10 protein-coding genes and 1 pseudogene are annotated in these 17,872 nt (G+C 49.3%); 5 read left to right on the top strand and 6 right to left on the bottom strand.

Translation table 11 applies throughout. The annotated features are described in order from the left end of the window. Nucleotides 1–209: 209 nt before the first annotated feature. On the top strand, nucleotides 210–1,418 hold the full coding sequence (locus tag EIP93_RS21935) for an aldose 1-epimerase family protein (RefSeq protein ID WP_103862362.1): 1,209 nt from the start codon (nucleotides 210–212) through the stop codon (nucleotides 1,416–1,418). Nucleotides 1,419–1,580: 162 nt separating this feature from the next. After that, on the top strand, nucleotides 1,581–2,492 hold the full coding sequence (locus tag EIP93_RS21930; RefSeq protein WP_125233274.1) for an EamA family transporter: 912 nt from the start codon (nucleotides 1,581–1,583) through the stop codon (nucleotides 2,490–2,492). Nucleotides 2,493–2,548: 56 nt separating this feature from the next. Here the strand turns inward: EIP93_RS21930 and EIP93_RS21925 are convergent, their stop codons facing one another. Both EIP93_RS21925 and EIP93_RS21920 read right to left on the bottom strand, forming a co-directional pair. Next, nucleotides 2,549–3,994, bottom strand: a complete 1,446-nt coding sequence (locus tag EIP93_RS21925; protein WP_125233273.1) for a tagaturonate reductase — start codon at nucleotides 3,992–3,994, stop codon at nucleotides 2,549–2,551. Between the two features lie 13 nt (nucleotides 3,995–4,007). Continuing rightward, the gene (locus EIP93_RS21920; protein ID WP_125233272.1) at nucleotides 4,008–5,030 is read right to left on the bottom strand and encodes a zinc-binding alcohol dehydrogenase family protein; all 1,023 of its coding nucleotides are present in this window, start codon (nucleotides 5,028–5,030) and stop codon (nucleotides 4,008–4,010) included. Nucleotides 5,031–5,170: 140 nt separating this feature from the next. Between EIP93_RS21920 and EIP93_RS21915 the strand changes: the two genes are divergently transcribed. The 3 genes and pseudogenes from EIP93_RS21915 (at nucleotide 5,171) to ggt (ending at nucleotide 9,708) form a co-directional block, all read left to right on the top strand. Continuing rightward, nucleotides 5,171–6,085, top strand: a complete 915-nt coding sequence (locus EIP93_RS21915; protein ID WP_103943617.1) for a GntR family transcriptional regulator — start codon at nucleotides 5,171–5,173, stop codon at nucleotides 6,083–6,085. A 213-nt stretch (nucleotides 6,086–6,298) separates the two neighbouring features. Then, nucleotides 6,299–7,648 (top strand): MFS transporter, encoded by a 1,350-nt coding sequence (locus EIP93_RS21910; RefSeq protein ID WP_116163919.1) that lies wholly within the window; start codon nucleotides 6,299–6,301, stop codon nucleotides 7,646–7,648. A 317-nt stretch (nucleotides 7,649–7,965) separates the two neighbouring features. After that, nucleotides 7,966–9,708, top strand: a pseudogene (ggt, locus tag EIP93_RS21905) (gamma-glutamyltransferase). 199 nt (nucleotides 9,709–9,907) lie between these two features. Here the strand turns inward: ggt and EIP93_RS21900 are convergent. The 4 genes from EIP93_RS21900 to EIP93_RS21885 all read right to left on the bottom strand — a co-directional run bounded on the left by EIP93_RS21900 (nucleotide 9,908) and on the right by EIP93_RS21885 (nucleotide 17,644). After that, complete coding sequence (locus tag EIP93_RS21900) at nucleotides 9,908–10,234, bottom strand: hypothetical protein (protein WP_039491997.1); 327 nt, start codon at nucleotides 10,232–10,234, stop codon at nucleotides 9,908–9,910. A 71-nt stretch (nucleotides 10,235–10,305) separates the two neighbouring features. Beyond that, nucleotides 10,306–10,701, bottom strand: a complete 396-nt coding sequence (locus tag EIP93_RS21895) for a DUF4279 domain-containing protein (protein WP_240044158.1) — start codon at nucleotides 10,699–10,701, stop codon at nucleotides 10,306–10,308. A gap of 68 nt (nucleotides 10,702–10,769) precedes the next feature. Next, nucleotides 10,770–15,923 (bottom strand): DUF637 domain-containing protein, encoded by a 5,154-nt coding sequence (locus tag EIP93_RS21890; RefSeq protein ID WP_125233271.1) that lies wholly within the window; start codon nucleotides 15,921–15,923, stop codon nucleotides 10,770–10,772. 38 nt (nucleotides 15,924–15,961) lie between these two features. After that, nucleotides 15,962–17,644, bottom strand: coding sequence for a ShlB/FhaC/HecB family hemolysin secretion/activation protein (locus EIP93_RS21885; protein ID WP_039542058.1), 1,683 nt, complete (start codon nucleotides 17,642–17,644; stop codon nucleotides 15,962–15,964). Nucleotides 17,645–17,872 lie beyond the last annotated feature (228 nt).

Raw genomic sequence — 17,872 nt, 5'->3', positions numbered from 1 at the left:
GAAACGATGTCAGCTTTTACCGATCGATATCTCAATAATTCTGCAATTATAAACGCCATTCATAGTGAATCAGTGATGGCAATTGGATAAATAACGCGACAATGCCGAATTTTTCCATCTGGTGATAGCTATCACATTCTGACCATCCGCTGATTTGTAGTCTTTAGCTCGCATTAGCTAAAACAATTCAGCAAAAAGGGATGGTTAACATGAAAAAATTACTGGCTATAGGCATTACACTGGCGCTGACATCATGGCAACTATCGGCGCAGACGTTTGTGCTGACAGATGCTGAAGGCAGTGTGGAAAAGGGAAACTGGCAAATTGGCAGTGATGCCTTGAAGATCAACAATCAGCATTTCAGCATTGAGCAAAAAGTCCTGCACGGCGGACGTCAGGAAGGCAGTAAAGTGATCACGATTACCAGTCAGGACGGCCTGAAAATTGCCCTCAGCCCGACGCGAGGGATGAACTTGCTGCATGTAACAGGCAAAAACATCCGTTTAGGGTGGGATTCGCCAGTTGATGAGGTCGTCAACCCGAATACCATCAATCTGGAAAGCCGTAATGGATTGGGCTGGCTGGAAGGTTTCAATGAGATGATGGTGCGCTGCGGCTTCGAATGGACGGGGCACCCGGTTGTCAGCGACGGCATGATCTATACCCTGCATGGCCGTGCGGGCAACACGCCAGCGTCAAAAGTGGTGGTAGAAGTCAGCGATAAAGCACCGCATACCATTACGGTGCGCGGCCTGCTGAAGGAAAACAGCTTTAAGAAGTCGAATCTGGAAACCTGGACCGAGCTGCGTTACGTCCCCGGCAGCGAGTCGTTTACTGTGCACGATGTGCTGACTAACAAAGCCGATTACCCGCGCGACTATCAGATTATCTACCACAGCAATTTCGGTACGCCTATTCTGGAAGAAGGCGCACGTTTCATCGCACCAGTAAAAGACATTTCTCCGTTTAATGACCATGCCAAAGCGGGTCTCGCAACCTGGCAAACCTACAAAGGGCCGACAAAAGACTTTGATGAAATGGTGTTCAACATTACGCCGTATACGGATGCACAGGGCAAAACGCTGGCGGCGCTGGTGAACAAGGCGGGGGATAAGGGCGTGTCGATTGCCTTTGATACCCACCAACTGCCGCTGCTGACGCTGTGGAAAAACACGGATACGGAAAAACAGGGCTACGTCACGGGGATCGAGCCCGGCACCAACTACGCCTATCCAGTCACGATTGAACGTGAACAAGGGCGGGTCAAAAAGCTACAGCCCGGTCAGAGTACGACGTTTGAGCTGACGTACAGCCTGTTGAGTAGTGCAGATGCGGTACAGAAAACGGAGCAGAAAGTGAAAGCCATTCAGGGTGACAATAAAACCACGCTGACGGAAAAACCGATCGCCATCGAATAAACGCTATCTTGCCGACCACGAATTCGAGTGGTCGGCTATCCCATATCATGGTTACGCTTAGTCATTGTCACGTAACGTCATAATTATCTTTTCTTATCCGTATTTTCATTTTACGCGTACCTTGGAGAAGGTATTTGTTACGTATTTGATCAGGGGATGAGAATGTCGTTGAAAGATGCGCTGCTCGCGCTGTGTGTTGTCGTGCTATGGGGCGTGAACTTCGTGGTGATCAAGGTTGGTCTGAACGACATGCCGCCTTTCTTACTGGCAGGGCTACGTTTTTCGCTGGTGGCGCTCCCGGCCATTTTCTTTGTTCCTTTCCCACGTATTCCCCTGAAATGGTTGCTCGCCTATGGCATGACAATCAGCTTTGGTCAGTTTGGCTTTTTGTTCCTCGCTATCAAGCTGGGCATGCCTGCCGGGATTGCCTCGCTGGTACTACAGGCTCAGGCTTTTTTTACGCTGCTGGTTGGCGCGCTCTTGCTATCGGAAAAGCTGCGCTGGAATCACGTTGTCGGCATTCTGGTGGCGGCGCTAGGGATGGTCGTGCTGGCAGAAGGTCGCACGGCGCTGCAAATGTCCTCTGGAATGACTACCACCACGCTGCTGCTGACGCTGGCGGCGGCGCTGTCATGGGCGGTGGGCAACATTATCAATAAAGTGATCATGAGCAAAAACAGCGATGTGCGCATCATGTCGCTGGTAGTGTGGGGGGCGCTGGTGCCTGTCGCGCCATTTTTCATCAGTTCCTGGCTGTTTGAAGGTCGGGACGCGATTGTCCATAGTTTAACTGCCATCCAACTGCCGACGATATTATCTCTGGTTTATCTGGCGTTTGCGGCAACCATTATTGGCTATGGGATTTGGGGAAGCCTGCTGGCGCGCTATGAAACCTGGCGTGTGGCTCCTCTGTCGCTGCTGGTGCCGGTGGTTGGACTGGTCAGCGCCGCCGTTTTTCTGGGTGAATCGCTCTCGTTACTACAGATCGTGGGCGCGGTGCTGATTATGGTCGGCCTGTTGGTGAATGTGTTTGGTGCGCGGCTGCGTTTATGGCGGCCTGCGCGGCAATCGTAGCAGAACGTATTCTCTTGCCAGAGAAAACAGCGCCCGGTGGGCGCTGTCGATCATCGCTATTCCCGCGCTTTCACCGCCTGGCGCATCCCTTGCGCCAAAATATCGTTCAGATCGGCTGTCACCTGCTCCACTAAACCTGACCGTTGGGTGAGATCTTCCCCCCAGTGCGCGGTATTGGCGAGCACCTCGTTGACCAATTCATGCACGGTTAGATCGGTCCCCACACGTGGCCACCGCTGGCGGTAACGGGTGAGCCACTGCTCATCATCCTGTAAAGGATAAGTCTCGCCCGCTCGTTCTCCGCGGTAGAAGGCAATCAGCGCGGCCAGTGCAAACGTCAATCGTGCCGGAAAGCGCCCGTCGCGGTGGCCTGCCAGCAACTGCGGCAGAATACGTGTGCGGAATTTAGTCATGCCATTGAGTGCGATGGAGAGCAACTGATGGCGAATATAGGGATTCTGAAAACGTCCGGTGACGGCATCGGCAAATTCACGCAACTCATTCGCCGGTAAATCCAGCACCGGGATGATTTCTTGATGTAGCGTATTTTCTACAAAGCGACGCACATCGGCATCCTGCATGGCTTCACCTACCGTATCTAGACCGCAGAGCCAGGCAACTGGAACCAGAGCGGTGTGTGCACCATTCAGAATCGCTACTTTACGTTCTTTATAGGGTCTGATGTCGTCAACAATGCGGATATTAAGCGGGCATTCTGCAAGTTTCAGTTCATCCGCTAGCCAGTTGGGGCCTTGAATGACAAAGAGGTAAAAATGTTCGGCGGTATCCAGAAAGGCATCGTGGTAGCCCAGTTTCTCTTCCAGCGCTGACGATTCTTCACGCGGGTATCCCGTTACGATTCTGTCCACGAGCGTGGAGCAGAAGGTATTTGCCGTCTCAATCCAGTCGATAAACGCGGGTGAGAGCTGCCATTCCTGGGCATAGCGCAGAACCAGAGTTTTAAGCGCTTCACCGTTATAGTCGATCAGTTCGCAGGGGATGATGACCCAGCCTTTATCGCTCCCACCGTTAAAATACGTAAAGCGTTCCAGCAACAGGCGTGTCAGCTTGGCGGGAAAACTGACTGGCGGCGTATCGTTGAGGCTGTCTCCAGCGTGATAGCTGATGCCCGCTTCCGTGGTGTTTGAAAAAACAAAGCGAGTGGCGGCATTATGGGCCAGTGCCAGGTAATCGGCAAAATTCTGATACGGGTTAATCTCGCTATTTACCGATCGGATCAGACGCGCATCGCTGACGGCCTCGCCCTGTTCGTTAAGCCCCCTAATGACCGTGGTGTAAAGCCCATCTTGCGTATTGAGTGACGGTGGAAAATCGGTATTAATGGGGCGCACAATCGTTACGCCCGCCTGAAGATCGGTCTTCTCATTCAGCACATCCAACTGCCAGTCCACAAAGGCGCGCAAGAAGTTGCCTTCACCAAACTGAATCACTTTTGTTGGATAGCATGCGCCGGGAAAGTCTTTCCGATTCAATGTCTTCATGATTATTCCCTCATCAAAATGTGATGACGCCTTTGATTAGCTCACGGTTGTTAATGACATCCTTTTCATAGATGTCAGCCAATGTGGCAAACGGGTAACGGTGCGTCAGCATCATTTCTGCGGTGAGTTTGCCTTCAGACATTAGACGTCCCACTTTGGCGAAATCTTCCGGTGTGGCGTTACGGCTGCCCATCATCGTGGTTTCTTTCTTATGGAATTCAGGGTCGGAAAACTGCAAATCACCTTTAAACAGACCGACAAACACGATGCTGCCACCGTGGCGGATCAGGTTAATGGTGTTGTTCATCGCATGCTGGTTTCCCGTGGCATCAATCACTTTTTCAGCCAATGAACCACCAAATTCGGCGCGTAGCTGTGCCTCAAAGTCCTCGGCAGAGGGATCGACGACCGGCAGATTCAGGTTAGCAATGACGTGTTCGCGGCGGGCAGCGCTGGTATCCGCAACCACCACCTGAGCGCCGTCTGCTTTGGCGATGGCCGCTGCGCCGAGGCCAATGGGGCCGGCACCGACGACCAGCACCTGTTCGGCACGTTGCACTTTCGCCCGGCGAACAGCATGCGCGCTAATGGCATATGGCTCGATCAATGCCGCCGCTTGTGGATCGATCCCTTCTGCAAGCAGTACGTTTGTGGCGGGCACCGCCAGATATTCGCTGAATCCGCCATCCTGATGTACGCCAATGACTGAAATTTTCTCGCAGCAGTTGGTACGGCCGCTTTTGCAGGCAGGGCATTGCTGACAGGCTACGTAGGGAATAACGGCAACCTGCTGGCCTTTTTTAAATTGATGTACATTTTTGCCTGTATCGACAACCTCACCACATATTTCGTGACCTAATACGCGTGGGTAGCTAAAAAAGGGTTGATTCCCTCCCCAGGCATGAATATCTGTTCCACAAATACCCACAGACTTAATTTTAATTAATGTTTCACTCTCACCCGGAATAGGTATTTCACGTTTTTTCCAGACAAGTTTTTTCGGTTCCTGGCAAATCAATGTATTCATTGTTGACATGATTTTTCTCTCCTGTTTTTTGTTTTCCAGATATTGATGAAAAAAAATATTGATGAGAGACAGGAGCTGTAAATTGTGAGTGCGGACTCATAAAAATGTTTTAAATCGGTTTTTAATGTGTGCAAAAAAGGAGATCTCTCATGAGTCGTTCACAAAATTTACGTCACAATGTTATTAATCAGATTATCGACGATATGGCCCGTGGTCATATTCCGTCGCCTCTGCCGTCGCAAAATGCGCTGGCGGAGATGTATAACATCAGCCGCACGACGGTGCGTCATATTCTGGTTCACCTGCGTGACTGCGGTGTGCTTACACAGGTTGGCAGCGATTATGTGATTGCCCGAAAACCCGACCACGACGATGGGTTCACCTGCATTACCGCGCCGATGGATGAGCAAAACCGCATTTTCGAGCAGGCATTTTTCACCATGATCAACCAGCGTCAGCTCCGTGTCGGTGAGGTCTTCTCCGAGCTACAACTGGCGCGTGACGCGGGTGTCAGCCCGGTGGTAGTACGCGAGTATCTGTTAAAATTTGGGCGCTACAACCTGATTCAGAACGAAAAACGTGGGCAGTGGAGCATGAAAGAGTTCGATCAGGCATATGCGGAACAGCTCTTTGAATTGCGGGAAATGCTGGAGACGCATGCTCTGCAACATTTCCTCAATTTGCCGGACGACGACCCCCGTTGGCTACAGGCCAGAACCTTGCTGGAACGCCACCGTATGTTACGTGACAGCATTGGTAACAGCTTTCGCATGTTCTCACAGCTCGACCGTAGCTTTCATGCGCTTTTACTCTCTGCTGCTGAAAATGTCTTTTTTGATCAGTCTCTTGAAATCATCTCTGTAATATTCCATTTCCACTACCAGTGGGATGAAAGCGATCTCAAACAGCGCAACATCATTGCGATTGACGAGCACATGACCATCCTCAGCGCGTTGATCTGCCGAAGCGATCTGGATGCCACGCTGGCGCTACGTAACCATTTGGATTCAGCTAAACAATCGATGATTCGCTCAATTAATCAAACAGCGCGGGCTGACTATTAAAAACCGATTAAAAACCGTAAATCATTATCAAGAGCACGGTTTTATCAAAATAAAAACGCCTGAGAAATATCTCTTATCTATGCTCACGAGAAGTCGAATTTATTAATAAAAATTCGTGAGTGGTGATGACATATTTCATTGCTTTCCGTTTAAAACCACTTTACTCAACCCTGCGTTGAGTAAAGATAAAATTATAATATCCAGGAGCCAGACGTGGAAAAGAATAATATAACGCTAGACCCGCGTTCTTCGTTTGATACCCGTTCTTCAGCACCGCCAGAGGGAATAATTAAACGCAGTAGTCGAATTAAACGTATTCAAACTACCGCAATGATTCTGCTATTTTTTGCTGCGGTGATTAATTATCTCGACCGAAGTTCTCTGTCGGTGGCTAACTTAACGATTCGTCAGGAATTGGGGCTAAGTGCGACAGAAATCGGGGCATTACTCTCCGTTTTCTCTCTTGCCTATGGGATTGCACAGCTCCCTTGTGGGCCGTTGCTGGATCGTAAAGGCCCGCGCATTATGCTGGGCCTTGGGATGTTTTTCTGGTCACTGTTTCAGGCGCTGTCTGGCATGGTACACAGCTTCACTCAGTTCGTACTGGTTCGTATTGGTATGGGAATTGGTGAAGCACCGATGAATCCATGCGGCGTGAAGGTGATCAACGACTGGTTTAACATCAAAGAACGTGGCCGTCCGATGGGATTCTTTAATGCGGCTTCAACCATTGGTGTTGCGATAAGTCCACCCATTCTGGCGGCGATGATGTTAGTTATGGGCTGGCGCGGCATGTTCATTACCATCGGCCTATTCGGCATTTTTCTCGCTATCGGCTGGTATATGTTGTATCGCAACCGTGAGCAGATTGAACTCACCGCGGATGAGCAGAATTACCTGAACGCGGGCAGTGTGAACGCTCGCCGCGATCCGTTGAGTTTTATTGAATGGCGCAGTCTGTTTCGTAACCGCACGATGTGGGGCATGATGCTGGGTTTTAGCGGCATCAACTATACCGCGTGGTTATATTTGGCCTGGCTGCCCGGCTATCTGCAAACGGCTTATAATCTGGATTTAAAAAGCACGGGTCTGATGGCGGCGATCCCTTTCCTGTTTGGTGCCGCCGGAATGCTGGTGAACGGCTATGTCACGGATTGGTTAGTGAAAAAAGGAATGGAGCCGATCAAGAGCCGTAAAATCTGCATCATTGCTGGTATGTTGTGCTCAGCCGCTTTTACTTTTGTGGTGCCACAGGCGACAACCTCAATCGAGGCTGTGTCACTGATTAGTATGGCGTTGTTCTGCATCCACTTCGCGGGAACATCGTGCTGGGGGCTGATCCATGTTGCCGTTGCGTCGCGTATGACGGCATCGGTCGGCAGTATCCAAAACTTTGCTAGCTTCATCTGCGCATCATTCGCCCCGATTGTGACCGGCTTTATTGTGGATACCACGAATTCCTTCCGTCTGGCGCTGATCATCTGTGGTTGTGTGACGGTATTGGGTGCGCTGGCCTACGTTTTCCTCGTTCGCCAGCCGATTAGCGATCCCCGTAAGGATTGATTCTCCGCCGTCCCGCATCCTTATTTGTTCCTTTCTTTTGCGGGGCGGTTTTTTGTCACGTTGCTTTATGACGGTGCGTATAGATCGTGCCGGGTCGCAAAGGTGGCACGACATACTCGCAATTTCTCATGCCTTTCCTACGCTTTTTACTGCCGTTAGTGAGTCTGTTAAGCCACTGCTGTTTGTTGGCGTGGACTTTGCAAGCTGGCTTCACAAGAAAGTAGAGATAAAGCAGCCAGTGAAATCAATGGAATAAAGGAGTCTTCGTGAGAATAAGAAACGCAGCATTGGGAAGAGCGGTATCGGGAAAATGGCTGTTGTCACTGAGCGTGACGGCGCTGCTGGTGAGTGGAGCCGTGCAGGCTGCATCGGCCCCTGCGGTGGAAGCGAAAAACGGCATGGTGGTCAGCTCGCAGTATCTGGCTTCACAGATTGGCGTCGATATTATGAAGATGGGCGGGAATGCGATTGATGCTGCCGTCGCTGTGGGCTACGCGCAGGCGGTGGTGAACCCCTGCTGTGGCAATATCGGCGGTGGCGGGTTTATGACGCTGCACCTAGCTGATGGGAAAGACACCTTTATCAATTTCCGTGAAACCGCACCAGCGGCGGCCAGCGCCGACATGTATCTGAACGCTGATGGGAGCGTGAAAAAAGACGCGAGCCTGTACGGTTATCTGGCCGCTGGCGTACCGGGAACGGTGCTGGGGCTGGATACTGCGCTGCAAAAATACGGTAAATTGACGCGCGAACAGGTGATGGCACCGGCGATTAAACTGGCGCGTGAAGGTTTTGAACTGACGCGAGCAGACACCGATATTCTGGACACCACCGTCAAGCGTTTCAAAGCCGATCCTGAGGCGGCGCGCATTTTCCTGCGTCCTGACGGTAGTGCGTTGCAGCCCGGCGATAAGCTGGTGCAAACCGATCTGGCGAATACGCTGGCGGCGATCGCCGCTAAAGGACCGGATGCCTTCTATAAGGGTACGATCCCATAGACGGTGGAGAAAGCGGCGAAGCAGGGCGGCGGAATGCTGACAGCGGCTGATTTTGCCAATTACCGCATTACCGAAACGGCACCGATAACCTGTAACTATCGCGGTTATCAATTTGTCTCTTCGCCACCGCCCAGCTCCGGTGGCGTCACGATGTGTGAAATTCTCAATATTGTCGAAGGCTACGATATTAAATCGACGGGCTTTAACTCGGCTGCCACCGTGCATGTGCTGACGGAAGCGATGCGCCACGCCTACATGGACCGCAACACCTACCTCGGCGATCCGGCGTTTGTGAGTAATCCCGTCGAGCGCCTGTTGAGTAAGGATTACGCTGCTGAAATTCGCAAAAAAATCGAACCGGAGAACGCGACGCCGTCCGAAAACGTGCAGCCGGGGATTGGCCCGCACGAACGGCCGGAAACGACGCACTACTCCATCGTGGATAATCAGGGTAATGCCGTGTCCACGACCTATACTGTTAACGGGCGTTTTGGTTCGGTGGTGATTGCGCCGGGTACGGGCTTCTTCCTCAATAACGAAATGGATGACTTTACCGTGAAAGTTGGCGAGAAAAACCTGTACGGATTGGTGCAAGGGGAACGTAATTCGATCGCCCCCGGTAAGCGCCCACTTTCGTCCATGAGCCCGTCGCTGGTGACGAAAGACGGAAAAGTCTTCATGGTGCTCGGTTCGCCCGGCGGTTCGCGCATTATCACCATCACGCTGCAAACGGCGCTGAATATCATCGATCACGGCATGGCGCCGCAGGAAGCGGTGGACGCACCGCGCATCCATCATCAGTGGCTACCGGACGAGGTGTATTACGAACAGCGTGGGCTGTCTGCGGATACGCTGAACCTGCTGAAACAGCGCGGCTACAAGATGGTGGAACAGACGCCTTGGGGCGCAGCAGAGCTGATTCTGGTTGGCTTACCGGGTGCGGCGGGCGTGACGCCTGCGGATTCGGGCAATGACTCGGCGGTATCCGGGAAAGTGCGTGAAGGTTACCTGTACGGCGCAAATGATATCCGCCGCCCAGCCGGGGCAGCGATAGGGTATTGATTTTACCGATCGTCTGGACAGCTACTTCTGAGAAATGGCCTGTTCACCGAATGGTGAATAGGCTTGAAATTTAAATGATATCATTTAGTTATAGGTTGACGTTTTTTGATATTCATATTTATCCTCCCCATGCCTATGGGTATTACACAACATCCATGAATTAAACTTCATGGATGTTGTCTGAATTACTCTTAAATTATTATTTTGGACCTTCCCACAGGAGCTTCGACTTCATTTCCTGTGGAACCATTTCAAAAAGAGATGATATAAGTTCTTTTTGACCGCTATAAGCTATTGAAATATCATCGCTACAGTTTTCAATATAATATCTTGCCTGATTGTTTAGAAAGTAAATATCGTGATCTTCAAAATCTGGCGTCAAGATCGTGTAAGCTAGATTATGGACAAGTTCCGCTTCATAGTAGCATGAACGATCGGTTCTTCCCTTATGTGACTGTACGTTCCGAATATAAGGGATCGCGAGGAGAAGCATTTTAACGTAGATTTCGTTTTTATTAATTTTCATTTTTTATTCGTTATTTTATTATAAAAATGCCTGGTTGTAAAACCAGGCGTTTTGTCAGTAATACGATTTACTTACTCGTCAGGGAGGAAATAAATATTAAGTGAGCACTCTAGATCTAAATCAGCTAATGCTTTCATTTGCTCTGGCCAGAGAACGGGGCCACCTTCACCATGTGCAGACCACCACACACACCTCAATGTCATTTGTACGCCAGAGGTGCTTTGCAGTTCTCGTAATCCAGAATGAGAGGCGCTGAGTTTATCGATGACCCAGTCAATATGCTCTCTTAAATCTTTCGATTTAACATCGTTTTCAGACGAAAGAAACCATGATGATATTTTTACCTTTCGTGTACGTCCAAGGCTATTTGTTATTTCATCACCAACTATAAATTTTTCTGTTGGCTCGATGTTTAGTAATCTACTAATGTTATCCGGGTGCATTTCACCAGGGTAGATTGATAGCATTGCATGGCATTCTAGGCATGTCTGAAAATCAGGATCTACGGTGTTTATCCTTGAGTGGATAGGGTTCATTATAAAAAATCTCCGATGTTTCCGAGTATTTTACCAGTGTGATCAATATAGTCGCCATTGTCTAATATTCTTCCGTGAAAGTTATTATCTAAATTTTCATATTTTTTCAATGCCTCTAGAGCTCTTCCCCATTCTCTATTGGTCAGGTTTTTGTTAAATTCTTTATTTAAACCATTAGCTGTTCTCGCAGCCATCGTGTGTCCGCCAGTTTGTAATACAACGGGCACTCTTCCTGCCGCGCCAACACTTGGTGGAACAGGAAGTGGAAGCCCATTAGCATCCACCCATTTGCCATTCACCAGTCGATTAGCGGTTTCTTTAGCAGATAGTATGCCTGTTTCAGTAAAATATTTACCAATTAAGGGGCTTACAGCTTTCCCAATACCCCAAGAGAGTATCCCACCTAGCAGCTCTTCAGGTAGTTGGTCGGCCCACAATTTTAGGCCACACCCGTAACTCATATCCCCGCCACAGATATTGGCGCGTTCATAAGCATTTTGCCCCAATTCTTTATAATAATTAGAGAGATCGAAGCCAATCAACCTGCCGAGCTCATCGTAACCTGATGCTTCGGAAATTCCATAAAGCATGTCATTAACACAAGTGGCATTACCTGCTGCTCGGCATCCTTCAAATATCTCTTGGTTCTTTACTGATGTTTGATTCATCTCCTTGCGTGCATTACGCTCACAATCGCTACTGCCTTTACATGCAGCGTATTTTTCGGCGAGTGTTTTTGGCTCATCATGCATAAGGAAGTTATATAGCAGGACACTTTCGGCAGCACTAGCACCGCTAGTAACACCACTGGCTTTGCCGGTAATAGCTGCTCCCGCCAAAGCACCAATAATTCTGCCAGTAGAGGTTATCTGTATTTCTCTTAAGGCTGGGTCAACGAAAGTGTTACCTAAACTGATTGCCGCTAGCTCTGCTGCTAACGCACCAGCCGCAGCGCCTTTAGCATTGCCCCCTCCGATTTCTGCTGCAACACCCGCAATAACCGCATGGCTGATTACTCGTCTCGGGTCATCCATTGGCAAGCCTAGGACTTCACCCTTATCCCCGATAAACTTCGCCCCTTCAGCGTTAATTTGGCTGCCGATGTTACTCAGAAGCGCCGTGGTGAAATTATCCTTAAAGCTACCGCCATTAATCGCGGTGCCGAGGCTGGAGCTGATCACTGATTGTCCGGCGACGCGTTGCGCGACTTTGCTCCAGTCACCGTTGCTGAGCATGGGTAGCTTAGCCTTAGCGGGGTCGATTACTGTTGTGCCGTTAGTGGCCTGACTAAATTGCATGACTTCATCGAAGCCTGCTAATGCGCCGCCGATCACCATTGAGGTAACCAGTGATTTGACAGAATCGCTGCTGCTCATGGCCTGGAACGTTTTAGACAGGTTGCCTTTGTTATCCACCAGTGCGACTGCTGCCTGCGAGGTCAGTGCCGTCATGCCTGAATAAGCTGCACCGTTTACGACAGCGATTGTTGTCGCGCTGGCTCCCGTTCCCACAGCACCAGTTGCCATGTTACCTGCGGCGGCAGCCAGCCCCGCTCCTGCGGTTACCGCCGCAACGGCAATCGCAATCACGGCTCCAACAACGGGGTTCAGGCTTTGTGTGGTGTGGTTCCAGGTACTGTAGGCATCTTGTACCGTGTTCCATTGCACATCTGTGCGGCTGTTTAAATCCTTAAGCCAGGCAGTGCCGGGGTTGTTGCTCAACACCAAAAGAGCATTTTGCAGGGACTGCGCATTCTGGGTTTTTGCATCAGCAGTAATCCCGCTGGCGGCATCAAGAGTGAGTTGGCCGCCAGAGTGAATACTTGGAAGCAACCAGGTGTCTTTGGTATAGCCTTTATCAGCACTCTTAATGAAGAACCCTTTTGAGGTGGTGATCGTCTGCTCGAATGCAGTGTCTTTGACCGCCTTAAAGTTGATACTGCCTTGAGTGCTGGTCAGTTTGGCGTTCTTGCCCGCGTTTATTTTGCTGGCTTCATAGGTGCTGTCATCACGGCTGAGTAGATTAATATCACCGCCAGCCGTGAATTCTGTCACTTTATTTGTCACATTGTGGCTGGTTTGCCGAATGGTGGTTTTCTTGCCGTACCATTTGCGTGTAGTAGTAGTTTTTTCGTAGTGGCTACTTTCTTCTACCGCTTGTGCATAAAGGAAACCACCTTTGGCTGCAGCATCTAATGCACCTTTGGCGATAAGCTGGGTCGCCTGGAAGAGAATGCTGCCGTTGGATAACAGAGTGAGTATTCCACCGCTGTTTAAGACAGCATTTTTTTGCGTGACGGATTCGCTGTATTCATTGTTCCCTTCCCGATAGACATGATTAACGGCGGCATTGAATTCCATTTTTCCGCCGGAACTTAATGTCATATCACCACCGGAAGAGAAATTGGTTCCGGTTGCGATAAGTGTGCCATTAGCTGAGAGCGTTAATTCTTTATCAGCATGGAGTGAGGCTACAGACTGGCGATCATCTTTGTTGTTATCATTTAAATCATCAATGAATGAGTACGTTAATGCGGGAAGAGTGAAGTCACGACCAGCGACTAATGTAGCTCTTCCTTTGCTGTTTACATTTATTCCTTGAGCTTCAATATCTCGTCCAGCGCTAATTTGTAGGTTATCGCCGCTATATAGTTGACTGGAGTTCTCTGGGGCACGACTTGGTAGAAAATCGAGATCATATCCTTTTATTTTACTCTTCGGATTGATTATTACATCCAATGCACCGCTGAGGATGATATTTTTTCCAGCATTAAGGCGTTTTCCTTGCAACAGAAGACTGCCGCCAGCATTCATTAAAATATCGTTTGTGGCGTTAACTTCGCTGGTTCTTAGTAAGGCATCGTTGTAAAGAGGCTGACGTTGCTCCGAAGATGGAGAAAGATCTGGTGATTGTTGTAAGAAATTTTCAGAATGGATGAATAAAATATCTTTATTCGCTGTAATGGCTATATTTTTGCTTTGTGATATTTCTATGTCAGATAGATATATATTCCCACCTGAGTTAATATCTAGATTATCAGAGACAGAGAATGTAGAGAATTTTTGACGTTTTTCTGGTGTATAATACAGCCCTGTTAAATAATTTTCACCTTTTGGTTGACTGTGTATCGTAATGTCACCCGTACGGCTTGTGAGTATAGCATTTTGACTGATGAAGCTCCCCTGGAAAGCAGAAATATTATTACCCGCTATGACTGATGAATTTTTTTCAGCCTGAAGTTTTGCATCGGAGATTGAAATATTTTCTTCTGCTATCGCCGTTATGTTTTCTGTTGCTTGTAACGTATCGTTGATGAGAATGTTCTTTCCATTTAGTACGATATTTTTTGCGGTAATAGCTGGCTGAGATGTAATAGTGAAAACTGTATCTGGGGTTTTGATATCGTAAGGCGACCTTTTATCAAAGCTTAATGTGTCTATGAAATCAACAACCAGATCACTTCCAGCCGTAATGCGAGAAGATAATGGTAGGCTCTCACGCCAGTTGTAAAAAGAATCTAATATTTTAACCCATGAGGAATCTTTTCTATTTGGATCAAAAAAATTGAGGACTGGTGGTGGGGTTCGTAAATTCTCCTCAATATCATAAATATAATCAGACTGTATATCCATTGTCCCCAGTCGATGGCTTAACGAGCTGAAGTTCTTCCCGGTAAGTACTATGTTGTTTGATGCTGATATAAAACTGGCATTGTTATTCAGTTGAGTTGCATTAATATAAATGTTTTTACCAGAAAGGATCGTTGCTTCAGGCGTTTCCTGAGACAGGAGATACTGCGTTTTCTCCTCATTAATTGTCAGTGCGACACCATTATCAATAGCATCCCCAAACCATTTCTTATTTTTATTATCTTTAAAATAAGGTTGATGTGTTATCTCTGCACCTTCTTCCGAAGGCTTGATGGATGTTGAGGTTGGAACGATGTCATTAGGTTCTATTTTGAACTGGTGGCGTAAGTTATCCAACTGCTCCGTCCGAATCACCAAATCCCCGGTATTGGTTTTAATCGTCCCTGAGCGGTTTTCGACCTTAACGCCTTTATTCCCCGTCGCGTCTTTTTGGATCCACAGGTTGTTGTTGGCCTGAATGGTGGCCTGCGTGTTGGTCAGGTTATCGTTGAACAGGCGCATATCTTCGCCTGCTATAATATTCCCTTGGTTATTCAATACGGTACTGGCAAGCGTGATATCACGATCGCTTTTCACCGTATTGCCTGCGGCGATGTCGACCTGTTGTGCAGTCAGATTAATATCGGTTTTCGCGTGCACATTACCGAGCTGGATTTTACCTTTGCTGTCTAGCGTAATGCCTTGCTGAGAGCTGGTCAGGTTAGCGACGTTCGCACCAACGCCATCCTCGGTTGCCACGAGCCGGATGCGTTCAGCGTACATGCCGCCAAGCGCTTTGGTGTCGACTGCCAGTAGTGGTTTTGCACCTTCTCCGGCGATAGGAGCGATCGTGCCGGCTTTGAAATCGACCCGATTGCTGCCCTGAGTTAGCGTCAGGTTTTTCGCGTTGATTTTGCCGTTCAGTTCGGTTGCCCGGCTGAGGATATCGACATAATCTGTTGCTGAACCGTCCAGGCCTTTGCCACCAATGGTGATGCTGCCTTTTTTCACTTCCAGCGCTTCAAGTGCGCCTTGCTGATCTAAAACCGGTTTACCCGTCGTCAGCGTGGCTGAAGGCGTGTTGATGAACCCACATCCGTCACAGGTGATGCCGTTAGGGTTAGCAATCAATACGTTGGCTTTATTCCCGAAGACTTCTATTTTCCCTTGCAGGTCTGAGCGGGTGGAGCCCGTCACCTCGTTGATAATCAAATCGGCCGCTTTGCCCTTGAGGTTGGCATTCGCATTTAACTGCCCGGCCAGTTGTGATTTGCCTGCAACGGTGCTGTTGTTTAGCACGGCACCAGGTGTCCCGACGCTGAAATCTTTATAGGTATTGTGAGAAACACCTGCCGCATTTGGCGTCGCGATATTGATGACCGGGACGGCACCCGCGTTGTTGACCTGCGTTTTCGGGCTGTCTGGCGTGAGCGCCGCGAATGCAGGGTGTAAGGGCTGAATTGCGGTCAGATAGATCAGCAGGTAGCTAAGTCCGCGTGTGGCGCGGTTATTGAATTTTTCCATGTGACTTTCCTTGTTTTCCTTTTGCTGTGAATAAATGCTTAATCAAAAAGTGCTGTAACGGGGAGGGAGACGTTCCAGTAAACGACGGCGTTATCGGGATGGAGATCGTCTGGGAAATGCAGCGGTACGCCGAGCGACACGGATTGGCTTACCCAACGTGAAGACGCGGACAGACCAACGGAAGCGCCGGTCATATTGCCGCCATCAACTTTGCCGGTTTTCCCGGCGATCCATCCGCTATCCACTGCTGTTGTGAGCGTGATATCACCCAAGAGCGGCAGCGTGGCGAATTGCCAGTTCACTTCGTTACGCCAGTAGAAACCCCGATTGCCGGTCAGCGTTTGTTCCTTAAAGCCCCGCACGGAATACTCGCCGCCGAGCGAGACACGTTCGCTGGTATACAGGTTGTCCGGCGTGGTTTGGCCGTAGAAGGAGGTCAGCAAGTACAGCGAGGGTGCAAGCGGGTAGAAATAGCTGCTGCTGACGCTAAATTTACGGAACTCGCTGCGTGGCAGGCCACTGTTTTCCTTTGTGTCATCCGTCGCGCCCCAGCTCCTCAAGCCGTGGCTCAGCATCGGGTTGAGCGTAAAATATCCACCTGCCAGCGTGGTGCTGTAGCTGAGTCCAATACTGGCGCTGCTGACCGTAGGGCTGCTGACTTCAAGGCGTTCGCCTGCCATGCGGTTCTCGGTGCGTCGACGAGAAAGCGCGCTATCCAGCGCCAGCTTTTGCTTCCCATCCCGATAGAGCGTTCTGTTGAGGCTTAGGCGGTGGGTATTGCTTTGGCCTTCATAGCGATATGCGCTGCTGCCAATCGGGATCGGCTGGAAAAAATCGTTCCAGGCGTATTGATAGCCGAGTGTCCAGTAGCCATAAGGCAAGGACATCCCGCCCGATAAGGCTTTGCTGCCGTAGCGATGGTTGAATGCGCTATCACGGCTGGCGGTGAGCCACCAGCGGTCAGCGAGCCGCAGCGGGTTATCGAGCGTGAGATGAGTGGAAAGCTGTTCGCGGCCCGTGCTTTTTTGTCCGCTGTTGTCCGTGCTGAGAGACAAGGCCACAGGGCGAGATTGCGTGGTGCGTTTTAGATAAACAATCGAACTTCCGGCTTGTTTTCCCGGCTGAATATCAATCGCCACCTGCCGTGAAGGCAAGCGATTAAGCTGTTCCATCCCTTGTTCGATATCGCGCAGATTAAGAATACGTCCTTCCAGCCCGGGGAATGCCATCTTGATTGCCAGTGGTGTTTCCCCTTCCATGCGGATGGCTTCTATTTTTCCCTCGCTGACGCTGATGATGAGCGTGCCGCCGGAGAGGTCTTGCTCCTGTAAATAGGCCTGACTGGTGACAAAGCCGTGATTGAGGTAGGTGTTGGTGGTTTCCCTCACGGCGTTATGGATGGTGACTAAATCAAGGCAGCGATTTTGGTAGCGTTGCTGGAGAGCGGTCCGATCTTTCGTCGAGAGAGTGTTTGCATCGTGAAAGACAATGTTTTGGATGGGGAAGCAGACGGCATCTTTTACTGTTGGTTCAGTGACCGTGGGTATCGTTAAGTTGGTGTTGTTTTCCAACGATAAACGCTGCTGCTTGGCCTGCTCCAATAATGCTTTTTGCTGGAGTTCCAGCGCATCTCGATCCGTTGGGCTGATGGCGGTAGCGGCAAAGGCTGAGCTGCTGACGCTCAAAAGAATAATGCTTATAAAAGAAAGGGTTTTACACAAAATGAACGCGATCCTTACGTTGATTTACATTTTGCGCTTATATACACAAATGCCTTATTCCGTGGCTAGGTAGAATCGATTTCCAATAGAAATTCGACAGAATACGTTGAGAAACTCAATAAATGAGAATAAAAATAATAGTCATTATCATTTTTGTATGAATAGGTAGATAACTATATCGTAAGAGATAATAATTTTTATATTTATCATTGGGTTTCCGCTGTTCCG

The organism is Pectobacterium versatile, from assembly GCF_003932035.1.
In the GTDB taxonomy this organism is placed as follows: Bacteria; Pseudomonadota; Gammaproteobacteria; order Enterobacterales; family Enterobacteriaceae; genus Pectobacterium; species Pectobacterium versatile.
This window is presented reverse-complemented; position numbering and strand designations above follow the sequence as displayed.

Bases quoted from the DNA above. Each gene is read 5' to 3' on its own strand.
- EIP93_RS21935 (WP_103862362.1), top strand. From the start codon at position 210: ATGAAAAAATTACTGGCTATAGGCATTACACTGGCGCTGACATCATGG.
- EIP93_RS21930 (WP_125233274.1), top strand. From the start codon at position 1,581: ATGTCGTTGAAAGATGCGCTGCTCGCGCTGTGTGTTGTCGTGCTATGG.
- EIP93_RS21925 (WP_125233273.1), bottom strand. From the start codon at position 3,994: ATGAAGACATTGAATCGGAAAGACTTTCCCGGCGCATGCTATCCAACA.
- EIP93_RS21920 (WP_125233272.1), bottom strand. From the start codon at position 5,030: ATGTCAACAATGAATACATTGATTTGCCAGGAACCGAAAAAACTTGTC.
- EIP93_RS21915 (WP_103943617.1), top strand. From the start codon at position 5,171: ATGAGTCGTTCACAAAATTTACGTCACAATGTTATTAATCAGATTATC.
- EIP93_RS21900 (WP_039491997.1), bottom strand. From the start codon at position 10,234: ATGAAAATTAATAAAAACGAAATCTACGTTAAAATGCTTCTCCTCGCG.
- EIP93_RS21895 (WP_240044158.1), bottom strand. From the start codon at position 10,701: ATGCTATCAATCTACCCTGGTGAAATGCACCCGGATAACATTAGTAGA.
- EIP93_RS21890 (WP_125233271.1), bottom strand. From the start codon at position 15,923: ATGGAAAAATTCAATAACCGCGCCACACGCGGACTTAGCTACCTGCTG.